The 18,336-nt window shown below is 56.2% G+C and carries 18 protein-coding genes; 6 read left to right on the top strand and 12 right to left on the bottom strand.

The features are described 5' to 3' along the window. Positions 1-79: 79 nt before the first annotated feature. Entirely contained in the window at positions 80-520 is a 441-nt protein-coding gene (locus tag KORM41_RS18450; RefSeq protein WP_068151868.1) for a universal stress protein, read from the top strand. On the opposite strand, the gene KORM41_RS18445 is transcribed toward KORM41_RS18450, so the two are convergent. Next, complete coding sequence (locus KORM41_RS18445; protein WP_068151864.1) at positions 417-2,111, bottom strand: response regulator; 1,695 nt, start codon at positions 2,109-2,111, stop codon at positions 417-419. The genes KORM41_RS18450 and KORM41_RS18445 overlap by 104 nt on opposite strands. Positions 2,112-2,507: 396 nt before the next feature. Between KORM41_RS18445 and KORM41_RS18440 the strand changes: the two genes are divergently transcribed. Then, positions 2,508-2,873: a DUF423 domain-containing protein gene (locus tag KORM41_RS18440; protein ID WP_231727327.1), complete on the top strand. Its 366-nt coding sequence runs from the start codon at positions 2,508-2,510 to the stop codon at positions 2,871-2,873. Between the two features lie 3 nt (positions 2,874-2,876). Here the strand turns inward: KORM41_RS18440 and KORM41_RS18435 are convergent, their stop codons facing one another. Genes KORM41_RS18435 through KORM41_RS18425 form a run of 3 tightly spaced genes read right to left on the bottom strand, consistent with a single transcriptional unit; the run spans position 2,877 to position 5,295 of the window. Continuing rightward, on the bottom strand, positions 2,877-4,280 hold the full coding sequence (locus KORM41_RS18435; protein WP_068151860.1) for a sensor histidine kinase: 1,404 nt from the start codon (positions 4,278-4,280) through the stop codon (positions 2,877-2,879). 2 nt (positions 4,281-4,282) lie between these two features. Continuing rightward, positions 4,283-4,948 carry a response regulator transcription factor gene (locus tag KORM41_RS18430; protein ID WP_068151857.1) on the bottom strand — a complete coding sequence of 222 codons (666 nt, stop codon included), beginning with the start codon at positions 4,946-4,948 and terminating at the stop codon, positions 4,283-4,285. A 17-nt stretch (positions 4,949-4,965) separates the two neighbouring features. Then, positions 4,966-5,295 carry a PepSY domain-containing protein gene (locus KORM41_RS18425; protein WP_068151851.1) on the bottom strand — a complete coding sequence of 110 codons (330 nt, stop codon included), beginning with the start codon at positions 5,293-5,295 and terminating at the stop codon, positions 4,966-4,968. Between the two features lie 123 nt (positions 5,296-5,418). Here KORM41_RS18425 and KORM41_RS18420 point away from each other — a divergent pair, with 123 nt between their 5' ends. Together KORM41_RS18420 and KORM41_RS18415 are read left to right on the top strand one after the other, a co-directional pair. Next, entirely contained in the window at positions 5,419-6,276 is an 858-nt protein-coding gene (locus tag KORM41_RS18420) for a universal stress protein (RefSeq protein ID WP_068151847.1), read from the top strand. A gap of 72 nt (positions 6,277-6,348) precedes the next feature. Further along, on the top strand, positions 6,349-7,476 hold the full coding sequence (locus KORM41_RS18415) for a glycosyltransferase family 4 protein (RefSeq protein WP_156432050.1): 1,128 nt from the start codon (positions 6,349-6,351) through the stop codon (positions 7,474-7,476). On the opposite strand, the gene KORM41_RS18410 is transcribed toward KORM41_RS18415, so the two are convergent. The 4 genes from KORM41_RS18410 to KORM41_RS18395 all read right to left on the bottom strand — a co-directional run bounded on the left by KORM41_RS18410 (position 7,466) and on the right by KORM41_RS18395 (position 11,301). Then, positions 7,466-8,464, bottom strand: coding sequence for an aminoglycoside phosphotransferase family protein (locus KORM41_RS18410; RefSeq protein ID WP_068151833.1), 999 nt, complete (start codon positions 8,462-8,464; stop codon positions 7,466-7,468). The genes KORM41_RS18415 and KORM41_RS18410 overlap by 11 nt on opposite strands. Before the next feature lie 104 nt (positions 8,465-8,568). Continuing rightward, positions 8,569-9,876, bottom strand: coding sequence for an MFS transporter (locus KORM41_RS18405; protein ID WP_068151831.1), 1,308 nt, complete (start codon positions 9,874-9,876; stop codon positions 8,569-8,571). Positions 9,877-10,055: 179 nt separating this feature from the next. Then, a complete protein-coding gene (locus KORM41_RS18400; protein ID WP_068151829.1) occupies positions 10,056-10,814 on the bottom strand; it encodes an enoyl-CoA hydratase in 759 nt (252 codons plus the stop codon). Between the two features lie 22 nt (positions 10,815-10,836). Further along, the gene (locus tag KORM41_RS18395; RefSeq protein ID WP_197421269.1) at positions 10,837-11,301 is read right to left on the bottom strand and encodes a MarR family winged helix-turn-helix transcriptional regulator; all 465 of its coding nucleotides are present in this window, start codon (positions 11,299-11,301) and stop codon (positions 10,837-10,839) included. A 268-nt stretch (positions 11,302-11,569) separates the two neighbouring features. Between KORM41_RS18395 and KORM41_RS18390 the strand changes: the two genes are divergently transcribed. Then, on the top strand, positions 11,570-12,214 hold the full coding sequence (locus KORM41_RS18390; RefSeq protein ID WP_068151825.1) for a CatB-related O-acetyltransferase: 645 nt from the start codon (positions 11,570-11,572) through the stop codon (positions 12,212-12,214). On the opposite strand, the gene KORM41_RS18385 is transcribed toward KORM41_RS18390, so the two are convergent. Next, positions 12,211-12,420, bottom strand: coding sequence for a cold-shock protein (locus tag KORM41_RS18385; protein ID WP_068151824.1), 210 nt, complete (start codon positions 12,418-12,420; stop codon positions 12,211-12,213). The two genes, KORM41_RS18390 and KORM41_RS18385, sit on opposite strands and share 4 nt — an antisense overlap. Positions 12,421-13,221: 801 nt before the next feature. Here KORM41_RS18385 and KORM41_RS18380 point away from each other — a divergent pair. Continuing rightward, complete coding sequence (locus KORM41_RS18380; protein WP_068151815.1) at positions 13,222-14,193, top strand: patatin-like phospholipase family protein; 972 nt, start codon at positions 13,222-13,224, stop codon at positions 14,191-14,193. 39 nt (positions 14,194-14,232) lie between these two features. On the opposite strand, the gene KORM41_RS18375 is transcribed toward KORM41_RS18380, so the two are convergent. From KORM41_RS18375 to KORM41_RS18365, 3 genes are read right to left on the bottom strand one after another with little or no spacing between them, the layout of a single operon-like run. Then, positions 14,233-15,828 (bottom strand): MBL fold metallo-hydrolase, encoded by a 1,596-nt coding sequence (locus tag KORM41_RS18375; RefSeq protein WP_068151805.1) that lies wholly within the window; start codon positions 15,826-15,828, stop codon positions 14,233-14,235. Continuing rightward, positions 15,825-16,721 carry a ribose-phosphate diphosphokinase gene (locus KORM41_RS18370; RefSeq protein ID WP_068151802.1) on the bottom strand — a complete coding sequence of 299 codons (897 nt, stop codon included), beginning with the start codon at positions 16,719-16,721 and terminating at the stop codon, positions 15,825-15,827. The genes KORM41_RS18375 and KORM41_RS18370 overlap by 4 nt, the downstream gene beginning before the upstream one ends. Further along, a complete protein-coding gene (locus KORM41_RS18365) occupies positions 16,718-18,211 on the bottom strand; it encodes a thymidine phosphorylase family protein (RefSeq protein WP_068151800.1) in 1,494 nt (497 codons plus the stop codon). The genes KORM41_RS18370 and KORM41_RS18365 overlap by 4 nt, the downstream gene beginning before the upstream one ends. Between the last annotated feature and the right edge of the window lie 125 nt (positions 18,212-18,336).

The raw sequence follows: 18,336 nt of genomic DNA, 5'->3' as shown, positions 1-18,336 counted from the left end.
TATCCGTCAAGGTAACTGCCAGTATGGGTTGATAATTTCCGTCTTGAGTATGGACATATTTTTTCCGGGAGGAGCGGACATGGGCAAACAAAATCTTTATCTGGTAGCTGTTGACGGCAGTGAATGGGGCGACAGGGCAGCCAAGCATGCCATCAACCTGGCCAAACAGACCGGCGCGAAAGTGCGCCTGATCACAGTGATCCCCTGGTCCGGTTATCAGCCTCTAACCGTTGAGGAAATCGTCAACCGCCCGCTTGAAAAAGAGCATGAAGAAAAGCGCGCCCGCGAGGAAATCCTTGATCCTGTTGTTGACAAGTACAAGGATTCAGGCGTTGAAATCAGCAGCGAATTCTTCTGGGGCCACCCTGTGGACGTAATCCGCAAACAAGCCAAAGATGAAAAAGCCCATCAGGTCTTTATTGGTCGGCGCGGTCGGTCCCGCGTGGCCGATTTGATCCTGGGAAGCGTAGCCAACTCATTGGCCCATTCCCTGGGTGTCCCGATCGTTCTGGTGCCTTAAAATCAGACCAGGACCGATTTGCTTTACGGGAAGCGATGGCACGCGCTATCGCTTCCTGAAGCTTTTTAGGGTCCACCGGCTTACTTTGATACCCGTCCATACCTGAGTTCAGGAATATCTCCCGATCACCCTTCAGCGCATGCGCCGTGAGCGCCAGAATTGGGGTCTTGCCGACAGACCCGACCAGCGACCGGATAAGAGACGTTGCCTCAAGCCCATCCATCACTGGCATGGCAATATCCATCAGGATAACGTCGAACGGCTTTTCCACCTGAACCTTATTCACAGCTTCCTGACCATTTGACACAATCGTAACTTGATGCCCTTCACGCTCCAGAATCGTGCGGAACAGTTCCTGGTTCACCGGATTATCTTCAGCCAAAAGAATGCGCCATTGGCCGGTCTGGCGCCCAGCCCCGACCCTTGTGCCTTGGCTGTTTGCCACGACAGCATCCCGTGCTTCATGTACCGGAATAGTGAGCGTGAAGGTCGTGCCTTTTTCAAGCGCGCTTTCAACCTTCACAGTGCCACTAAGAAGGTCCAGCAATTCGCGGCACAAGAAAAGCCCGAGCCCTGTGCGATTATAGAAACGGCCGTTATCCACGCTTGGCTTGCTTGGTTCGAATAGCGTCCCGATGCGGCTTTCAGGGATACCGACTCCCGTGTCGGAGACTTTCACCAGAAGCTCGGGCTGTTCACGTGCCTGCCGGTAGTCGACCTCAAGGCTGACGCCTCCTTTATGGGTAAATTTGAATGCATTGTTCAGGAGAACTGCCAGTATCTGCTGCAGCTTCTGATGATCGACCTTGACGTGCCTTGGCACATCAGGCGAGACGCTGAGCACACCTCGCAGCCCCTTCTGCGATCCCATTGTTTCAAACATGCCCATGACATCCTGAAACAAAAGTGGCAGGTCGGTTACTTCCTCTTCCAGCTTCACACGCCCTGCTTCCAGATAGGAAAGGTCTGTCAGCTCATTCACGAAGGTTTGCAAAGACTGACCGGCACGTACCAACAGCTCGATATATTTGCGTTGTTCATTGGTCAGCGCCGTATCGCGCAACAGTTCCGCCACCCCAAGCACACCATTCACAGGCGTTCGTATCTGGTGGCCGATCATGGCCAGGAAATTCAGACGCTCAGCTTCAACCTTCTTCGCCAGCACTTCGTCTTCATCTTGCAGTCCCTGCCCCTGCGCCGAATATCCAGCACGCAGCGCGGGCAGATTGGTTCGAATCTGTATTAGACAGAGTTGGTCTACAACCTCTTCCCTGACCGGGCGCAAGGAATGCACATAATGGCGGGCTTCAAGAGGCTGGATGGTGACATCAACGGGCTGGGATGAAAGTGTGAAATCGCCGTCAGCCTGAGGAATGCTTGTCGCAATCCCCATGTTGATCGCGTTGCGGACCTTATCCACCAGCAAGGGCGTAAAGATAGAGGGCAATAATTTGTCAGCTTGCTGGTAGCAGGCGGTTTCGCTGTCAATGCCTGTGGCCTGCGCCATCCACCTGTTCCAGAGCCGTATTTCAAGCTTCGAACCAATAACGACCAAGCCGACATTCGCGACATTCACAATTTCCTGCAGCACACAATTCTCCTCGACAGCTATCAAGGCGGCATCCAATGATGCAGCCTCCCACACTCCTACTTCCTCCCCGTATCAAACTAATTTGGCGCACTCTATTGGCGCGACCCCAGGACACTTACCGTTATCTGCCGTTATTTTATTGTTGCTTCTGACCTGATCCACACCGATTACGGAAGTGCCTCAAGACAGCTTTTACGGTTCCATGCTACGAAACGGATCACCAAAAAACAACTATTAGTACGCATAATAGCCTAAAATATATAACCTTAAGATTGTGTTTACCATATTCCCCCGACCCATGATTGAATGAAATGAAATTTAATGCTTTAAATTCATGCACTTATAATTTTCCCGCTAAAAGGATGTGAAACTGCTGTGCAAATCGCTCGCAAAATTTTGATCTTTGCAGGACTGAACGGCGCCATTGCTGCCGGACTTGCTGCCGTAGGCGCGCATGCACTGCCCGCTTCCATTCCTGAAGCGGACATCGCCATGTTCACCATGGCAACACAGTTTCACTTGTTCCATGCGCTCGCGCTTCTGGGGCTTGCAGCCTTGGCACACAATACCGCAGGCACACGGCATCTGATGATCCCGGTCTGGCTGTTTCAGGCTGGTGTGCTGGCCTTTTCAGGCAGCCTCTACGTAAGGGTGGTCTTCGGGCCGGGTAGCCTGGGTGCCTTCCACTGGATCACGCCGCTTGGCGGTCTTGCCCTTATTGCGGGCTGGCTTTCCCTGCTGGCGCTGAAGCGAGAGAACTAGCCCCTATTTGGCCGGAAGCTTCAGTACCACCGCAAGACCACCAAGGGTGGCCCGTTCCAGCGAAGCACTGCCCCCATAGAGCTCTACAATATCGCGTACGATCGCGAGGCCAAGGCCAGTCCCCGGAACGTGCTCATCCAGGCGCTGGCCACGTTCGAACAAAGCATCCATTTCAGCTTCATCCACACCCGGTCCATCGTCCTCCACACGGAATTGCATGTAAGGCCGGCGATGGTCTGCCGGCAGCATTTTAGCTGTCACAGAAACCCTGCCCGTGGCCCATTTTCCTGCGTTATCAACGATGTTGCCAACAACTTCGTCGAAATCCTCTTTCTCGCCGTCAAACTTCAGGCCGGGATCGATATCCAAATCCACCTTCAGGCTTTTACCCTGATTAAGCCTTTCGATCGCTCGCGCAATCTTCTCTGTACGCTCCTTGACCGGCAGCCCCTGCCCGCTTCCTCCTCCTGCGATCCGCGCACGTTTCAGATGGTGGTCGATATGTTCACCGATGCTGCGCACCTGTACCGCGATGGCTTTTGCCTTGTCTGCGGGGTCTTCATCCACTTCATTCTTGATAACACTAAGCGGTGTCTTCAGGGCGTGCGCTAGGTTGCCCACATGGGTGCGGGCGCGGGACACCAGCTTTTCATTCTGATCGATAAGAGCGTTGATCTCCTGCGCGAGCGGCTTGAGGTCTTCGGGCCAGTCCCCCTCAATACGTGAGGCTTTACCGCCCCTGACATCCACCAACTTGCGACGCAGGTTCCTGAGCGGTCGCAGTCCATAGGCAACCTGCAGTACGAGCGCGAGCGACACAGTCAGCATAATGAGGCCAAGGGCACTCAGCAGCAGCCAGTTAAAACGCTGGATCGCCTCCCGCACTTCTGCCGTGTCGGTGGCCACCTGATAGCGAAAAATCCGGTCTGCCTCCGGCAGGATGATATCGCGTTCCGCCACCCGCAATGTCTGTCCGTCCGGCCCTTCCACTTCTGCGTGCCTGAGCGAGAAGGTCCGCACCGTCAAATCCGGCTTAAGTTCATAATCCCACAAGGACCGGGAACGGAATGGCGGTTCATCCTGTTCAGATATCTGCCAGTACCAGCCGGAATATGGTGCGGCGAAGCGTTGGTCCAGAAGTGGCTGGTTGAAGCGCAACACGCCCTCAGGCGAGATTTCGCTAATCCCCACCATCGTATCGATCTGGAGCTCCAGCTTTTCATCGACATCGGAGAGGACATAGCTTCGAAAAGCATAGGAAAGCAGCATGCCCCCGATAACAAGCGCCGCACCCGACCACAACAGCGCCGACAGCAACAGACGCCCGGTCAGCGTGCGCAGGAAATGCCGCAAGCGCCCTTGCGAGGCTTGCTTTGCATCTTCCCTTGCTGCGTCCGGTCCTTTCACGCCTACTCCTCAATCCATTCCAGGCGATAACCCAGGCCACGCACTGTGTGGATAAGCGGCACGTCCAGCTTCTTCCTTACCCGGTTCACAAACACCTCAATGGTGTTGGAATCCCGGTCGAAATCCTGGTCGTAGATATGCTCAGTCAGCTCGGTGCGAGAAACCACCTTGCCTTCATGGTGCATCAGATAGCTGAGGAGCTTGAATTCCTGCGCCGTAAGCTTGATGGCACTGCCTGATACCGACACCCGCCCGTTACGGGTATCCAGAATCACAGGGCCGCACTCAAGCTGTGGGCTTGTCTGCCCCGCCGATCGCCGGATCAAGGCGCGCAAGCGCGCGAGCAACTCTTCCATGATGAAAGGTTTGGTCAGATAGTCATCGGCCCCGGCGTCCAGGCCTTCAACCTTCTCAGTCCAGCCATCGCGGGCGGTCAGGATCAGCACAGGCATGGCCCGCCCCGCAGAGCGCCACTTCTTCAGGATGCTGGCGCCGTCCATGATCGGTAGCCCGAGATCAAGGATCACCGCATCATAGGGTTCGGTGTCGCCCAGGAAATGGCCGTCTTCGCCGTCTGCGGCATGATCAACCGAATAACCGGTATCTATAAGGCTGGACTTAATCTGGTCCGCGAGCGCCTGATCGTCTTCCACCACAAGAATACGCATTCTTTTTCTCTCCCCGCTTAACGTGTTGCGACTATTTCACCGGTCCGGGCATCAACAATGGCCACCATGACTTTACCGTCTTTACGCCTGACCCGCAGGTCATATTGCCACCCCCGATTCGTGCGCCGAAGCTTCTGGCCAACAACGACGCCCTGCAGTTTGGCCTCCGCGATCCGCTTGATTTTCGCATAGGACATCAGCTCGCCGCGTTTGATCGCCTGCAAGACATCATCATGTTCATCAAGGGCCGACGCCGCGAAAATCCCTGCTTCGAGAGCGAATGGGAGCGTCAGCATCCCTGCCGACACGGCACCAAAAAAGAGCAGAATACAAATTACACGTTTCATAGAGTATACTTTTAAAATCATCGCGGTGAACGCATGATGAACCAGCTTTGACAAGCATCAAAGACAGAAATGAAACTTTAGGCCAAGCATTGAGTTTGAAAAATGCGAACGGAGGCAATCCCGATGAAGTCAATCCTTCTCCCTCTCACGGCGAATATCCAAGCTGCGCCCCTTCTTGCTGTGGCGAACCGCTTGGCCCTGCAGTTCCGGTCGAGCCTGACAGGCCTTTTCATCCGGCCTGACCCGCGCTCTGCCATTCCGTTCATGGGCGAAGGCCTGACAGCCGACATGATCCAGACCCTGTGCGACAACGCAGAAAAACAAGGCAAGCGCCAGGCTGATGAGGCCGAAGCTGCATTCCGCGCAGCGGCAGATGAGCATGGGCTGAAATGGCTTGCCGAAGGGGAGACCAGCGACAAGGCCAAAGCCTGCTGGTCTGTTCTGACGGGCGAAGTCAGCGACCATGTCGGTCGCCGTGCCCGCACAGCCGATATCGCCCTGTGCCTGCAACCCGACAGTAAACATCTAGACACTGAAGATATATTCCACGATCTGATTTTCCGTTCAGGGCGGTCCGTCCTTATGGTGCCCAGCGCCTATGAAGGCACTGTGGGCAAGCACCTGATGATTGCGTGGAATGGGCGGGCAGAAGGAGCCCGGGCCGTTGCAGGCGCTTTGCCTATGCTCAGAGATGCGCAAACAGTAACCATCGTGCAAGTGGGTGACATTGGCGAAGATCGCCCCGGAGCGGACGCCATTGCCCACTATCTGGCAGAGCATGCAATTGAGGCCAACACCCGGAAAATCGAAGCCGAAAACCAGACGGTTGGCGAATGTCTGCTCAAAACGGCAGATACGATTGGCGCGGATACGATCGTCCTTGGTGCCTACTCTCATTCCCGGTGGCGCGAAATGGTGCTTGGTGGTGTCACCAAACACATAACGGCCGAAAGCCAGCTACCGGTATTCATGAGCCACTAAAAGGGTTGTATTGCCTTGACGCACGTTCCCTGCGGCATTACCCCTGAGGATGTCGCGGCCAGGAGCATTGGATTGATTAACCCTTTTCGAATCCTACATGTTTTCCCATCCTTTGAGGTTGGTGGAGCGCAGCGCCGCGTGGTCAACCAGATCAACGCGCAAACAGGTAATTTCACGCATTCCGTGTTCGCCATGGACGGCTGCTATGAAGCCTTGTCGCTGATCAAGGACATCGGCCCCATCCCGGAGATGCCTGCTGCACTGGACAAAATGGGCGTCTTGAGCTCGGTTAAGGCCTGCCGCCAGCTGTTGAAGGACTTTGGCCCGGACCTGCTGGTCACCTATAACTGGGGATCGGTAGAATGGGCACTGGCCAATCGGTTCCTCAGGGTTTGCCCAACCATCCAGATTCAGGATGGCTTCGGCAAGGAGGAGCAACATCGCGAACTCACGCGCAGGCGTTTGGTCCGTTCCTTCGCCTATCGCGGGTGCGACGCTGTCATCGTGCCATCTCGCACGCTGGAAAAAGTCGCGCGGGAAAGCTGGCATCTTCGCGCGGATAAACTGCATTACGTTCCGAACGGAATCGATATCGGGCGTTTCATTTGCCCACCCGACCGGGGCCTGATGAAGAAACTCGACTTGACCAATGACGACCGCATCATTGGCACTGTCGCAGGCCTCCGCCCCGAAAAAAACATCACACGGTTGATCAATGCCTTTGGCCAAATCGCGGGTCTATACCAGGACGCAAAGCTGGTGATTGTCGGCAGCGGCAGTGAAGAACTGGCGCTCAAGGCGCATGCTGATCAACTCGGCCTGGCCAAGCGGATCGTCTTTACAGGTGCCATGGCAAACCCGGAAACCATCATCCCCACTTTTGAGGTTTTCGCCCTGTCCTCGGATACCGAACAAATGCCCCTTTCGGTTATTGAAGCCATGGCCTGCGGCCTGCCAATCGTCAGCACCGATGTGGGCGATATCAGGCAGATGGTGTGCAAGGAAAACCAGCGTTTCATCCACGGCCGGGACGATCGCAGCCTTGTTAAGTCTTTGTCTGCCATGCTCGAACGTCGTGACAACGGGCTGAGGATTGGCCCCTCAAACCAGCAGAAGGCCAAGAAAGACTATTCGGTTAAGGCCATGGTCGATCAGTATGAAGCCTTGTTCTGGCAAGCCGTGCGCGACTTTAAAATCTAGCGCTCTCATAGTCCGGCACCATTGCCTCAATACTTTCCCGCACGCCTGCAAGCTCTGGCGTTTTTAGCGCGCTGGAAAGGAGCCTGAGCACACGGGGAATATGCCCCAGGTAGATGGGTTTTCCGTCGCGCTTGCTGAGGCGCACAAAAATGCCCGCCACCTTGGCGTGGCGCTGCGCGCCCAAAAGGGCCATATCGCGTTCAAGGGCCGTGACTTCATTATCCTGCATACCTGCCGTGTATCGCTCCATGACAGCGGCGCGCAGCCCCGAGGGCACATCGCGCCGGGCGTCTTCCACCAGCGAGACAAGATCATAAGCAGGCGAGCCCAACAGAGCATCCTGATAATCAAGAAGTCCGCAGTGGCGAATGTCTTCCGTCCCGCCCGTTATCATCAGGTTGTCTACGTGATAGTCTCTCAGCACCAGCGCGCTCCGCACGCGAGCAACGTCCTTCAGGGCGCCCTGCCACGCATCCATATAGCGCTGCTTTTCAGTCTTGCTGGCCTCACTCCCCCTGAAGGCCGGCACGAACCAATCTACAAACAGCTCCGCTTCCCTAAGGAGTGCTGCCATATCATATGGCGGCACATCGACTTCCACAGCCTTTGGGTGAGCATGCAGTGCCTTCAACACGTCTGTTGCCAGAAGATACAGGGGCTCTGCGTCGTGGCCCGCATCCAACAGGCGGGTGAAAGTGTCATCGCCCATATCTTCAATCAGCGCGAAGCCGGCTTCAAGGTCAGTGCCCAGGGTGTCGGCAACCCTTAGTCCCAGCGCGCGCAAGTGGGCTGTAATGTCCAGGTAGGCCTTGAGGTCTTCATGAGCTGGCGGGGCATCCATCAGCATGCATCCATCGCCTGCGCGGCGCAGGCGTGCGTAACTGCGGAAGGAGGCATCAGGGGTCAGCGGCTCTATCCGGGCGTCATGCCAGCCCTGCTCGCGAAGAAATTTCGCCCGAGCCTCTTGGCGCGTGCTTGCCGATGTCATATTGCCTCCCTGCCAGTGCTTGTGGGGCCGATCATATTCACTTTTGCCCGAAGGTAAAGCTGCTGGATGGCGGCATGCCTCCCCAAAGCGGTGAGCCCCAAAGCCTATTCAGCGGGCACCGCTGCAGCAGACACCTTGCCCCACATAACTTCATTACCCGGCCCGGGTTCAGATGGCACGTTGAACGACAAGACAAGCGATACGGCAGCCATGATGGCACCCGCAATAAACACCAGCGAAGGCGAAATCGGCCACAGCACTGCGCCAAAGACCGCCGGGATAACAACCGCCGCAATATGATTGATGGAAAAGCTGACACTGGATGTCGCAGCGATATCACGCCCATCGGCGATTTTCTGCAGGTAGCTTTTCTGGGCGATCGCGAAGGAAAAGAACAGGTGGTCCAGCACATAAAGCGCGGCCGCCACACTGGCCGTTTCAACCACCGCATAACTGCCGAACACGATAATGAGGCCGATATATTCGACAATCAGCGCCTTCCGCTCACCAAACCGGCTGATCAGGCCGCCAAGCTTGGGGGCGAACCACATGGTTACTACATGGTTGGCAAGATAAAGCCCCGCAATTTCAATCACGGTGAAATCGAATTTAGTGACAAGCAGGAAACCTGCAAAAACGACAAAAATCTGGCGCCGTGCTCCGCCCATGAAAGTGAGCGCATAGTAAAGCCAATAGCGCTTTCGGAAAACCATGTGCTTGTGCTGCACTTCATGGCCATCAATGCGTGGGAACGCCAGCCAAATGAAAAGTGCCAGCGCAATGGTCACGCCACCACCGCAGGCGTAGAGGATGATATATAGCCACGTGTGCTCTGCAGACATCGCCGACGCTTCTGCCACGGCCTCTGTTGCACCGTGTCCGCCACCAACCTTGCCCATGACTCCGTCAAGCATATCCGGCGCAAGCAGGAAGATTGCCCCGAAAATCAGCCCATAAGCCAAAAGGGAGCCAACCGATCGCGCAGACATCTGCCGACCGAGCGCCCGCGGAGCGATTGTTTTTGGCAACCATTGAAGCGAAAGGGACATCTGGATGGTTTCAAAATAGTGGAAACCGACGGACATGATGATGGTCGTGAAATACAGGCCGTAAGCGGTTGGGAACAGCCCGGTGATCGCAACACCAAGCCCCAGCATCGCAAGCGCCAGAACGGCGAAAACCTGTTCCCTAAGCACCAGCAACAGGAAAACCGCAGTGAAAGCAAGGAAACCCGGGATTTCACGCAGGCTTTGTAGGATACCAATTTCCTTACCGGTAAAGCCCGCTGCCTCAACCGTGAAATTATTCAGAAGTGTCATCCAGATTGAAAAACTGAAGGGTGCCGCCGCCGCCATCAGAATGAGGCATACTTCAGGGGTCCTCCAGGTGGTCTTTTCCGGTACTTGAGACATAGTCAGGCGCTTCCTCCCAGCAGTCAGTTCGAGGCGTTGGGCGAAAGCTTACCTATTTTCAAAACTTCAATCTATGGAAAACAGAGCATGGCTGAGTTGCGCTCAAGGCATGCATGGCAACCGGCGAAAATAAAGAAGGGGGCAACAGCCCCCTTCCTCCACTCTATGACTGCCGGCGGTTAGCCAAAGTTCGGCGCGCGCTTCTGCATGAAGGCCATCACGGATTCGGCAAACTCGGCGGACATCAGCTGCTCGCCGAACAGTTTGGATTCCTTCTCCATACGGGCACCGACCTCTTCAATATCACCCCGCATCAAGGCCTTCGTGCGCTGGACAGACTGCGGCGCCTTGTTCGCCAGCGCTACAGCAGCTTTTTCTGCTGCAGGCAACAGATCATCCGCCTTGAGCACCCGTGAATACATACCGATCTCAAGCCCTTCGCGGGCGGTAACCTTACGGCCAAGCATCATGATCTCAGCCGCCCAGGCATGCCCAACACGCTTAGGCAACAGAAGCGAAGATCCCGCCTCCGGCACAAGCGCCAGGTCAACGAACGGCGCAGTGATCACAGCCTCTTCCGCCGCATAGACGATGTCAGCATGCAAAAGCATGGTCAGCCCGACGCCAACAGCAATACCGTTCACCGCCATCACGATCGGCTTTTTTGCTGTCAGCAGGCACTGCAGAAACTGGGCAACCGGCGCATCCGGTCCCATCTTTGGATTATCGCGAAAATCCACAAGATCGTTGCCAGAGGTGAAGGCTTCACCGGCACCCGTGAACAGCATCGCCCGGATGCTGTCGTCTTCTTCCGCAGTGCGCATGGCCTCAACCACCTTGGAATACATGTCATGCGTAAGAGCGTTTTTCTTGTCCGGGCGGTTGAAGGTGATCCGCATTACCCGGTCTTTGATTTCAGTGATGATATGATCTGTCATGGCTTCCTCGTTCTAATGTGCGTCAGGCTGACTGTTTTTCTGCCAGCTTGATTGTGTCTTTCCCGTAAGCATCGGATTTGGCGATCACGGTTTCCAGGAAGCGTGCAATGGTTTCCTGCTCGGCTTCCGAAAACCCTTCAAGAAGGTGGTCGTTGGTGGCGTGGATAAGCGCATGGCTTTCGCCAGCAATCGCGCGTCCCTTCGACAGCAGCACGAGCTCAAAACTGCGGCGATCCTGTTCACTTGGGCGGCGAGCGATCAGCCCCTTGCTCTCCATCCGGTCCACCAGCCCCGATGTTGCAGCGTTCTTGAGCCCAATCGCGGTCGCCACCGCCCCCATCGTCGCGCCTTCGTTTTTTTCCAGATACAACAACAGCGCGTTCTGTGCGGCTGTGATGCCATGGCGGTCCGCCAGCAGCCGGTCTGCCGCGCGGAACAAGGCCCTGTGGGCCATGTGAATCAGGTGAAAAATTTTTGGTCTGTTCATGTCGACCATCCATATAGTTCGCATCCGAAGCATTTATTTCGTATCCGAACTATATGCCATTTGCAAGCAGGAATTATTGGGCCTGTGTGCTGAAGGATGGGCTGGCTGCGCCGATAACGGCTTTACTGCGGTGCCCCTTCGCGGTATGAAACCGGCAAGCAAACAATGTGAGTACCCTGCCGATGAACAAAGCCGCCTGAGATATCCTGTCCGCCATAGCTGACGGCACAGGCCACCAATATCTGCCACTTTGCAGCAAGGCTTTGTTATGCATCAAAAATACCATCACCCTGACCCAGGCCAGCGCTATCCACTCGCGCACGCCAAGCGCGTTGTCTTCCTCAAGAATGTCGTCTCTGGCGATAACATCGAGGTCGGCGACTATAGCTATTATGACGACCCCAAGGCGCCAGAGGCCTTTCAGGAAAACAATGTGCTCTATCACTATGACTTTGTCGGCGACCGGCTGACAATCGGGCGCTTTTGCGCCTTGGGCACAGGCACCAAATTCATCATGAACGGGGCCAACCACCGCATGGACGGCCCATCAACCTTCCCCTTCCCCATATTCGGGGCAGACTGGGCGGACCATATGCCGCTACTGGCGGGCCTGCCGATGCGGGGAGATACCACCGTGGGTCATGATGTCTGGTTCGGTTTTGAGAGCCTTATCATGCCGGGCGTCACAATTGGCCACGGCGCGATCATCGCGTCCCGATCCGTGGTCACAGAGGATGTCCCGCCGTTTGCCGTCGTGGGCGGCAACCCGGCACGCGTCCTGAAGATGCGCTTCGATGAAAAGACAATCGAAAGGCTTCTGGCCGTCGCCTGGTGGGATTGGCCCATTGAAAAAATCACCCAACATGTCCCGGCCATCATGGCAGGAAGTGTGGATGATCTTGAAAAGGTCTAGGAAACCAGTTTGAGCGACCCGGCTGTCACGCGCCCATTTGGCCCGTCCATGAGCTCGAACGACAGCCGCTGTTCTTCCTGAAGGTCATGAAGGCCTGCTTCCTTGACTGCAGAAATATGCACGAACACATCGTCCCCGCCTTCGTCGGGGGCGATGAAGCCAAAACCCTTGGCTTTATTAAACCATTTGACCGTGCCTGTACTCACGCTGCCCTCACTTGATCAAGTCCGCTTGAAACAAAGACAATTCACCATTTTCAGCCTGCCTCCGTCAATAGTCATTCTTTGCACGAAGGTTTTTCACCGCGTGCGCGTACCATGAAATACAGAGCTTGTTTCTGTATCCACCAGACCTCCCTGAACGCCAGATGGCGTGACCTCCTCTGTGCCCTTTCAGCCCCACCCCTTGGGAAGCTGAGAGGGCTTCTTTTTGGAAAGTGAAACTTTTTCAAAAAAATGCATTGCCTTGACCTACATCAAATCCTCCGCGTGACCACAGCGGTATAAAAAATCTGCCTTCGATGATTGGTGAAGCCCAAGTGGCTTCAGGCATATCAGGACAGTGCGCAGCAGCAATCCATCTCTCCCGCTCCTGTCGCACGTGCCACAGTGGGCCCAGAGCTGCATTTGCTTCCCTAGCAGCTATGGGTAGTGGGGCAACCTGATAGGTCAGCCAATCTTTGGAGGCGGCATCATTGGTGTCCGGTTTTTACGCTCCCCCGCATCGAGCCAGAGGCATCAAGATACTGCCGCATCCTTGAAGGTGGGTATATTGATATCCTCTTTTGTTCCAGATTGAGCCTGTCCCGACTGTCCCGTCGGCGGCAGGCTCAGACTTTTCAGAGCTTGTCAAAACCTGAAGCCATCGACCATTAGAGCTGCGATGGCTGAAGGCAGCCCCACTGTTGCAACCGGAAAACGGAAGCAAATCATAAATTCCTCGCCAAAATTTTCTCGTTTGGTTACATTTTCAACACTTATAACTTGCACACTCAGGGGGAGGCTATCATGGCGAGTTTCAAACGGGCATTGGTTCTGTCGGGCGGCAACGTAAAAGGCGCCTATCAGGCTGGGGCCATCAAGGCACTTTTGAATCACACTTTTGCGGACGGTTCCATGTTCACGCCGGAAGCCATTTATGGCGTATCGGTGGGCTCCATGAACGGCGGCTTCATGGCAGACCGGGCAGGCGCAGCCGTTCTCGCCGGCAAACAGCCGGACTGGCCTGAAATTGGCAACGAGATTGAAGCCTTCTGGCGCGATAACGTCACCAGCTTCGCCTCAATCGGCAAAAAGCGCGGCACGCTTGAGCTGGTGGGCGACGTGCTGTTCGGCAAATTTGACGGCCTGACCACCATGGACGGGGCCGCTGATCTCGCACGGGAAAACATCCGCCCTGATAACCTGCGTGCCAGCCCGGCCTATTATGCCTGCGGCGTCACCAATATGGCGACAGGGGACTTTTTTGAGGCCAGCGTGGAAACATTTGGCGATGACGTGATCGACTATGTAATCGCCTCCACCCGCGAACCGGTCGCGATGCCGCTTATGTGGATCAATGACATGCCCATGGCCGATGGCGGCATACGCAATATCGCCCCGCTGAAGCCTGCGATCAAACGCGGCGCGGAACAGATGGCCGTTATCGCCATGAAGCCGGAACAGATGACACCGGATTATGCCAGAAAGAACTTCCGGAACATCCTGAAGCTTCTGAAACGCACCATCGGTACACTGACAAGCGAGATCATGAACAATGACCTCAATGAAGTTCGAAAGATCAACCATGCCTGCAAAATCGGCGGCCAGGCTATAGCAGCCGGTAAGCGCATCATCGAGTTCGTCGAGATCCGCCCGGAAGACCGGCTGCCGATTGACGTGACCGACTTCGACAGCAAGGACATCCAGGCCTTGATCAAGATGGGTGAGGAAGAAGCCAAGAAGCAACTCGACAAGGGTTGGCTCACCGGCGACGACTGATCACGTTGAAACCAGCCGCCACAGCCACATTTGTGGCGGCTAGTCCCCCTGATAGGTCTGCAACAGATCCCGCAGCCGCGACAGAAGCTGGCTTCGCTGCCTGTCAGACTTGGCGGTCTCTAGCTTACGCCTGAGATCCATGCTCAGGGACGCCAAGTCATTGTGCCAATCCGGCTTTTCAACCGCTGTTGGGTCAAGACGCGGAACCACACGGTTCAGCTTCGGCACCCCTTTACCGTCCTCAAGCGTGTAATCGTCATCAAGTTGCGGCACGATAAGCTGCTCCTCAGGGATACCTGTTTCAACCAGCGCAACCCGCATGGCCTCCAGCGACTGTGCCGACCCGTGGCACAAGAAGATATTTCGCCTAACCGGCAGCCGTTCTTTCGCCCATTCCAGCAGCCCGTTATGGTCGGCGTGCCCGGAATAGGTATCGATCGTACGAATACTTGCCCGCACTTCGATTTCTTCGCCCTGTATCTTGATCCGCTTCTTGCCCCGCTCCAGAAGGCTACCCAGCGTGCCTTCCGCCTGATACCCTACCAGAAGAACGGTGGACTGCGGGCGCCACAGGTGTTCTTTAAGGTGGTGGCGGATGCGCCCGGCATCGCACATGCCAGACGCCGCAAGAATGATCATATTACCCCTGAAACGGGCGATGGATTTGCTCTCGTCCACTGTTTCAGTGAAATGAAAGCTGCTGTGATTGAAAAGCGATCCACCGCCGTCCACATCCTCAAGACTGTCCGCATGGTCGGCAAACACGGAGGTAACCCGGATAGCAAGAGGGGAATCGAGGAACACCGGCACGTGTGGAATTTCGCCGCTTTTCAACAAAACAGCAATATCCAGCAAAAGCTCCTGCGTGCGCTCCACGGCAAACGCAGGGATCACCAGCGCACCATCGCCCTTGAGCGCCTCGTTTATTTCGTGAGCCAGAAGCGTCCTGCGCTCCTTCGGCTTGAGGTCCGTCCGCACACGGCCGCCATAGGTTGATTCCATAAAGAGATAATCAAGCCCGCTCGGGGCATCCGGGTCAGGGTGAAAAAGCTTGTGGTCCGGCCCGATGTCGCCAGAGAAAAGCATGCGTTCCATGTGCCCTTCCTCGTGGGTCACCTCAAGCTCGATCGATGCTGCACCCAGAATATGCCCGGCGTTCCAGAAGCGCACCCGAACACCCTTCAGGTCACACCAGTCTTCATAGTCCACCGTGCGTATTTGCCCCAAACAGGCTTCGACATCCTCACCGGTATAGATGGGCTCCACCTCGTCCCTGCCCCGTTGCCGGTTCCTTCGGTTCAGGCGCAATACTTCCATTTCCTGAATGTGGGCGCTGTCCGGCAGCATGTAGGTCAACAGGTCCCTCGACCCTGCCGTGGTATAAATATTGCCGCGAAATCCATGCTTGGTCAGCTTTGGCAGCAGGCCTGCATGGTCTGTATGGGCATGCGTGAGCAGCACAAAATCGATCTGGGCCGGATCGAAGGGAAAATCACCATAGTTCAGCTCTTTCACCGTTTTCGGCCCCTGGAACATGCCGCAGTCCACAAGGAACTGCAAGTTGGCGAACCGAACCCAGTAACACGACCCGGTCACAGTGCCCGCGGCACCACAGAATTTAACTTTCAGTGTCATCTTTCGGTCTCCCGGGTGAGTGCCTCGGCCAATAGCGGCGCAAGGGATATAGCGTTTGTTGGATGCAGAATACCGTCGCACGATCGCACGCGACTGATGCCCGCACCTTCCAGTTTATCAAGATCGGCGTCGCTGCAGACGGCATGCACGGCCATGGCCTCAACGTGTGAAGCGCCAGCGTCCAGCAACAACCGCGCGCAGGCCTGCATGGTCGCACCGCTTGAGATCAAATCATCGATAATCACAGCGGGACGCCCCCGGGAAACGCTGGCTTCATCCAGGCTTACCCGCACGTCACGGTCACCGAAGCGCTCCTTGCTGGCGACAATAAAGTCCAAGCCTGATGCTTGTGCCGCCGCAGCCACCCATTGACGGGATTCCCCGTCAGGCCCCACCAGCACCGCATTCTTTAGCGCAGGGTCAGCCGCCACAGCGGCCCCGATCAGCGGCGCGGCGGACAGCGAATCTGCTTCCCTTCCAGGGAACACTTGGGTGAGACTAGCCACCCTGTGCAGATGCGGGTCTACGGTGACAATACGGTCAAACCACGGCCCCAGAAGCGGCCCAAGAAGGCGCTGCGTCACTGCTTCGCCCTCATGGAAGGCCTTGTCCTGCCGCATGTAGCACAGGTAGGGGCACACCAGCACCACCCGCGCTGCCCCGCCATCCCTCAGTGCCTGCGCCGCCTGCAACAGATGGATCAGCTTCTCGTTGGGATGATCAAGGCTGGCATACAGAATGGCTGTGTCCTCGCCAGGATGTACCCGCAAAAGGCTCTCCCCATCCGGGAAAGTGTGAATATCAATGCCCTGCATATCGATGCCAAGCTTGTCTGCCAGCAAAGCGGTCGGGGCTTCCTGCCCGGGGTAGACATGCAGCGTCGCAGTCGTCATGCACCGTCCCCAAGCGTATAGCCGTCACCTTCATCGGCGAACTTCTTGGCGAACCCGAAGTCGGATTCGAAGCAGGCGTGGATGCGGTAAAGCGGCTCGCCGGCTTCCACCGTGTCCCCCACTTTCTTGAACAGATCGATCCCGGCGCCGCAATCCATCGGGGCCCCTGCAAGGCGCGCAAGGCGGGCAATGCGGAAGCAGTCTATGCCCACAACCTTGCCGGACCTGGATGCCACGATGTCATGGGTCAGCTCACCGGTGCAGGGAATATCCGTTCGGCGGCCCTGGGCATCAATAATGCGGTTCATGGCCTTCAGCGCTTCGCCGCTTTCAAGAAGCTGGTGCGCGCGGGCATAGCCTGACCCGCCCTTGAGCGCGGGATCATTTTCCAGAAGCGCCCCCGCGAGCTGCAGTGACTTTTCGCGCAGGTCCGCCGGTGCGTCGGCTTTGTTTTCCAGCACCGCCATCACATCGCGCGCCTCAAGAACCGGGCCGATGCCGCGCCCAATAGGCTGGCTTCCGTCTGTTGTCAGTACGTCAACATGCAGGCCAGTTTCCTGCCCAACATATTCAAACAGCTTCCTCAGCCGCATGGCGTCGCCGTGGCTTTTGACCTTGGCGGTTGGGCCAATCGGAATATCGATCACCAAGTGCGTCGACCCCGCAGCCATTTTCTTGGACATGATGGAAGCCACCATTTGCTCGCGCGTGTCGATCGAAAGTGGCCGTTCCACCGAGATCATCACGTCATCGGCGGGCGACAGGTTCACATGCCCACCCCAAACAAGGCAGCCGCCACATTCATCCACCACCTGCTGCATTTCATGCATGGAAAGATCCACCCGCGCCAGAACCTCCATCGTATCCGCCGTACCGGCAGGCGATGTGATGGCACGGCTTGAGGATTTTGGGATCGGCAGCCCATGCGCGGCCACAATGGGCACCACAATCATGGATGTCCGGTTGCCGGGAATGCCGCCGATGCAGTGTTTGTCCACCACCACAGGCGCACGCCACGAAAGCTTGTTCCCAACCTTGGCCATGGCTTTCGTCAGCGCCAGCATTTCAGCAGTCGTCATAAAGCCGGCACAGGCCACAAGGAAGGCTGCGATCTCCATTTCCGAACAGCGGTGCGCGGCGATATCGGAAACAATCTCCTCAAGCTGGAAGGGCTCAAGCGTGTGGCCCAGAATTTTCTTTCGGATATGGTCAATGCTGCGCGGTTGTTCGGCCAGCGCGATGGTCGTCATCTCGCCTTCCGGCATGCCAAGGCGCTCGAACGCCTGCTCTGACAGGCCGAGCTCGTCATCCCCCACGATGGACAGGTCATCAACCACCATCAGGCTGGCCAGCAGCGTCCTGCCGTTGTGGGCTACCTTGATTTTGTTGAAAGCCTGATATTCTTCGGGGCGATAAATGCGACATGTCCTGGCAATAAAGGCCACATTGGCCCCGTAGGTATCAATCGCAACACGCTTCAGCTTCAGCATACATTCCCCCTTGTCATCCCACCTACCATAGGCACTGGCCATATTGCAGCCTTGATAAGCGTCAAGCCATGGCCTGATAATGACACTATATTGCTGCAGAGTGAACCATATGGATAGGCCGGAGG

The sequence above is a fragment of the Kordiimonas lipolytica genome, assembly GCF_001550065.1.
The sequence above is the reverse complement of the archived record's forward strand: the minus strand, read 5'-3'. Positions and strand labels throughout refer to the sequence as shown.

Excerpts from the sequence above, each read along its gene's own strand:
- KORM41_RS18405 (WP_068151831.1), bottom strand. The coding sequence starts at position 9,876 with ATGTCTCAAGTACCGGAAAAGACCACCTGGAGGACCCCTGAAGTATGC.
- KORM41_RS18375 (WP_068151805.1), bottom strand. The coding sequence starts at position 15,828 with ATGACACTGAAAGTTAAATTCTGTGGTGCCGCGGGCACTGTGACCGGG.
- KORM41_RS18430 (WP_068151857.1), bottom strand. The coding sequence starts at position 4,948 with ATGCGTATTCTTGTGGTGGAAGACGATCAGGCGCTCGCGGACCAGATT.
- KORM41_RS18395 (WP_197421269.1), bottom strand. The coding sequence starts at position 11,301 with ATGAACAGACCAAAAATTTTTCACCTGATTCACATGGCCCACAGGGCC.
- KORM41_RS18410 (WP_068151833.1), bottom strand. The coding sequence starts at position 8,464 with ATGACATCGGCAAGCACGCGCCAAGAGGCTCGGGCGAAATTTCTTCGC.
- KORM41_RS18450 (WP_068151868.1), top strand. The coding sequence starts at position 80 with ATGGGCAAACAAAATCTTTATCTGGTAGCTGTTGACGGCAGTGAATGG.
- KORM41_RS18400 (WP_068151829.1), bottom strand. The coding sequence starts at position 10,814 with ATGACAGATCATATCATCACTGAAATCAAAGACCGGGTAATGCGGATC.
- KORM41_RS18390 (WP_068151825.1), top strand. The coding sequence starts at position 11,570 with ATGCATCAAAAATACCATCACCCTGACCCAGGCCAGCGCTATCCACTC.
- KORM41_RS18370 (WP_068151802.1), bottom strand. The coding sequence starts at position 16,721 with ATGACGACTGCGACGCTGCATGTCTACCCCGGGCAGGAAGCCCCGACC.
- KORM41_RS18365 (WP_068151800.1), bottom strand. The coding sequence starts at position 18,211 with ATGCTGAAGCTGAAGCGTGTTGCGATTGATACCTACGGGGCCAATGTG.
- KORM41_RS18380 (WP_068151815.1), top strand. The coding sequence starts at position 13,222 with ATGGCGAGTTTCAAACGGGCATTGGTTCTGTCGGGCGGCAACGTAAAA.
- KORM41_RS18425 (WP_068151851.1), bottom strand. The coding sequence starts at position 5,295 with ATGAAACGTGTAATTTGTATTCTGCTCTTTTTTGGTGCCGTGTCGGCA.
- KORM41_RS18420 (WP_068151847.1), top strand. The coding sequence starts at position 5,419 with ATGAAGTCAATCCTTCTCCCTCTCACGGCGAATATCCAAGCTGCGCCC.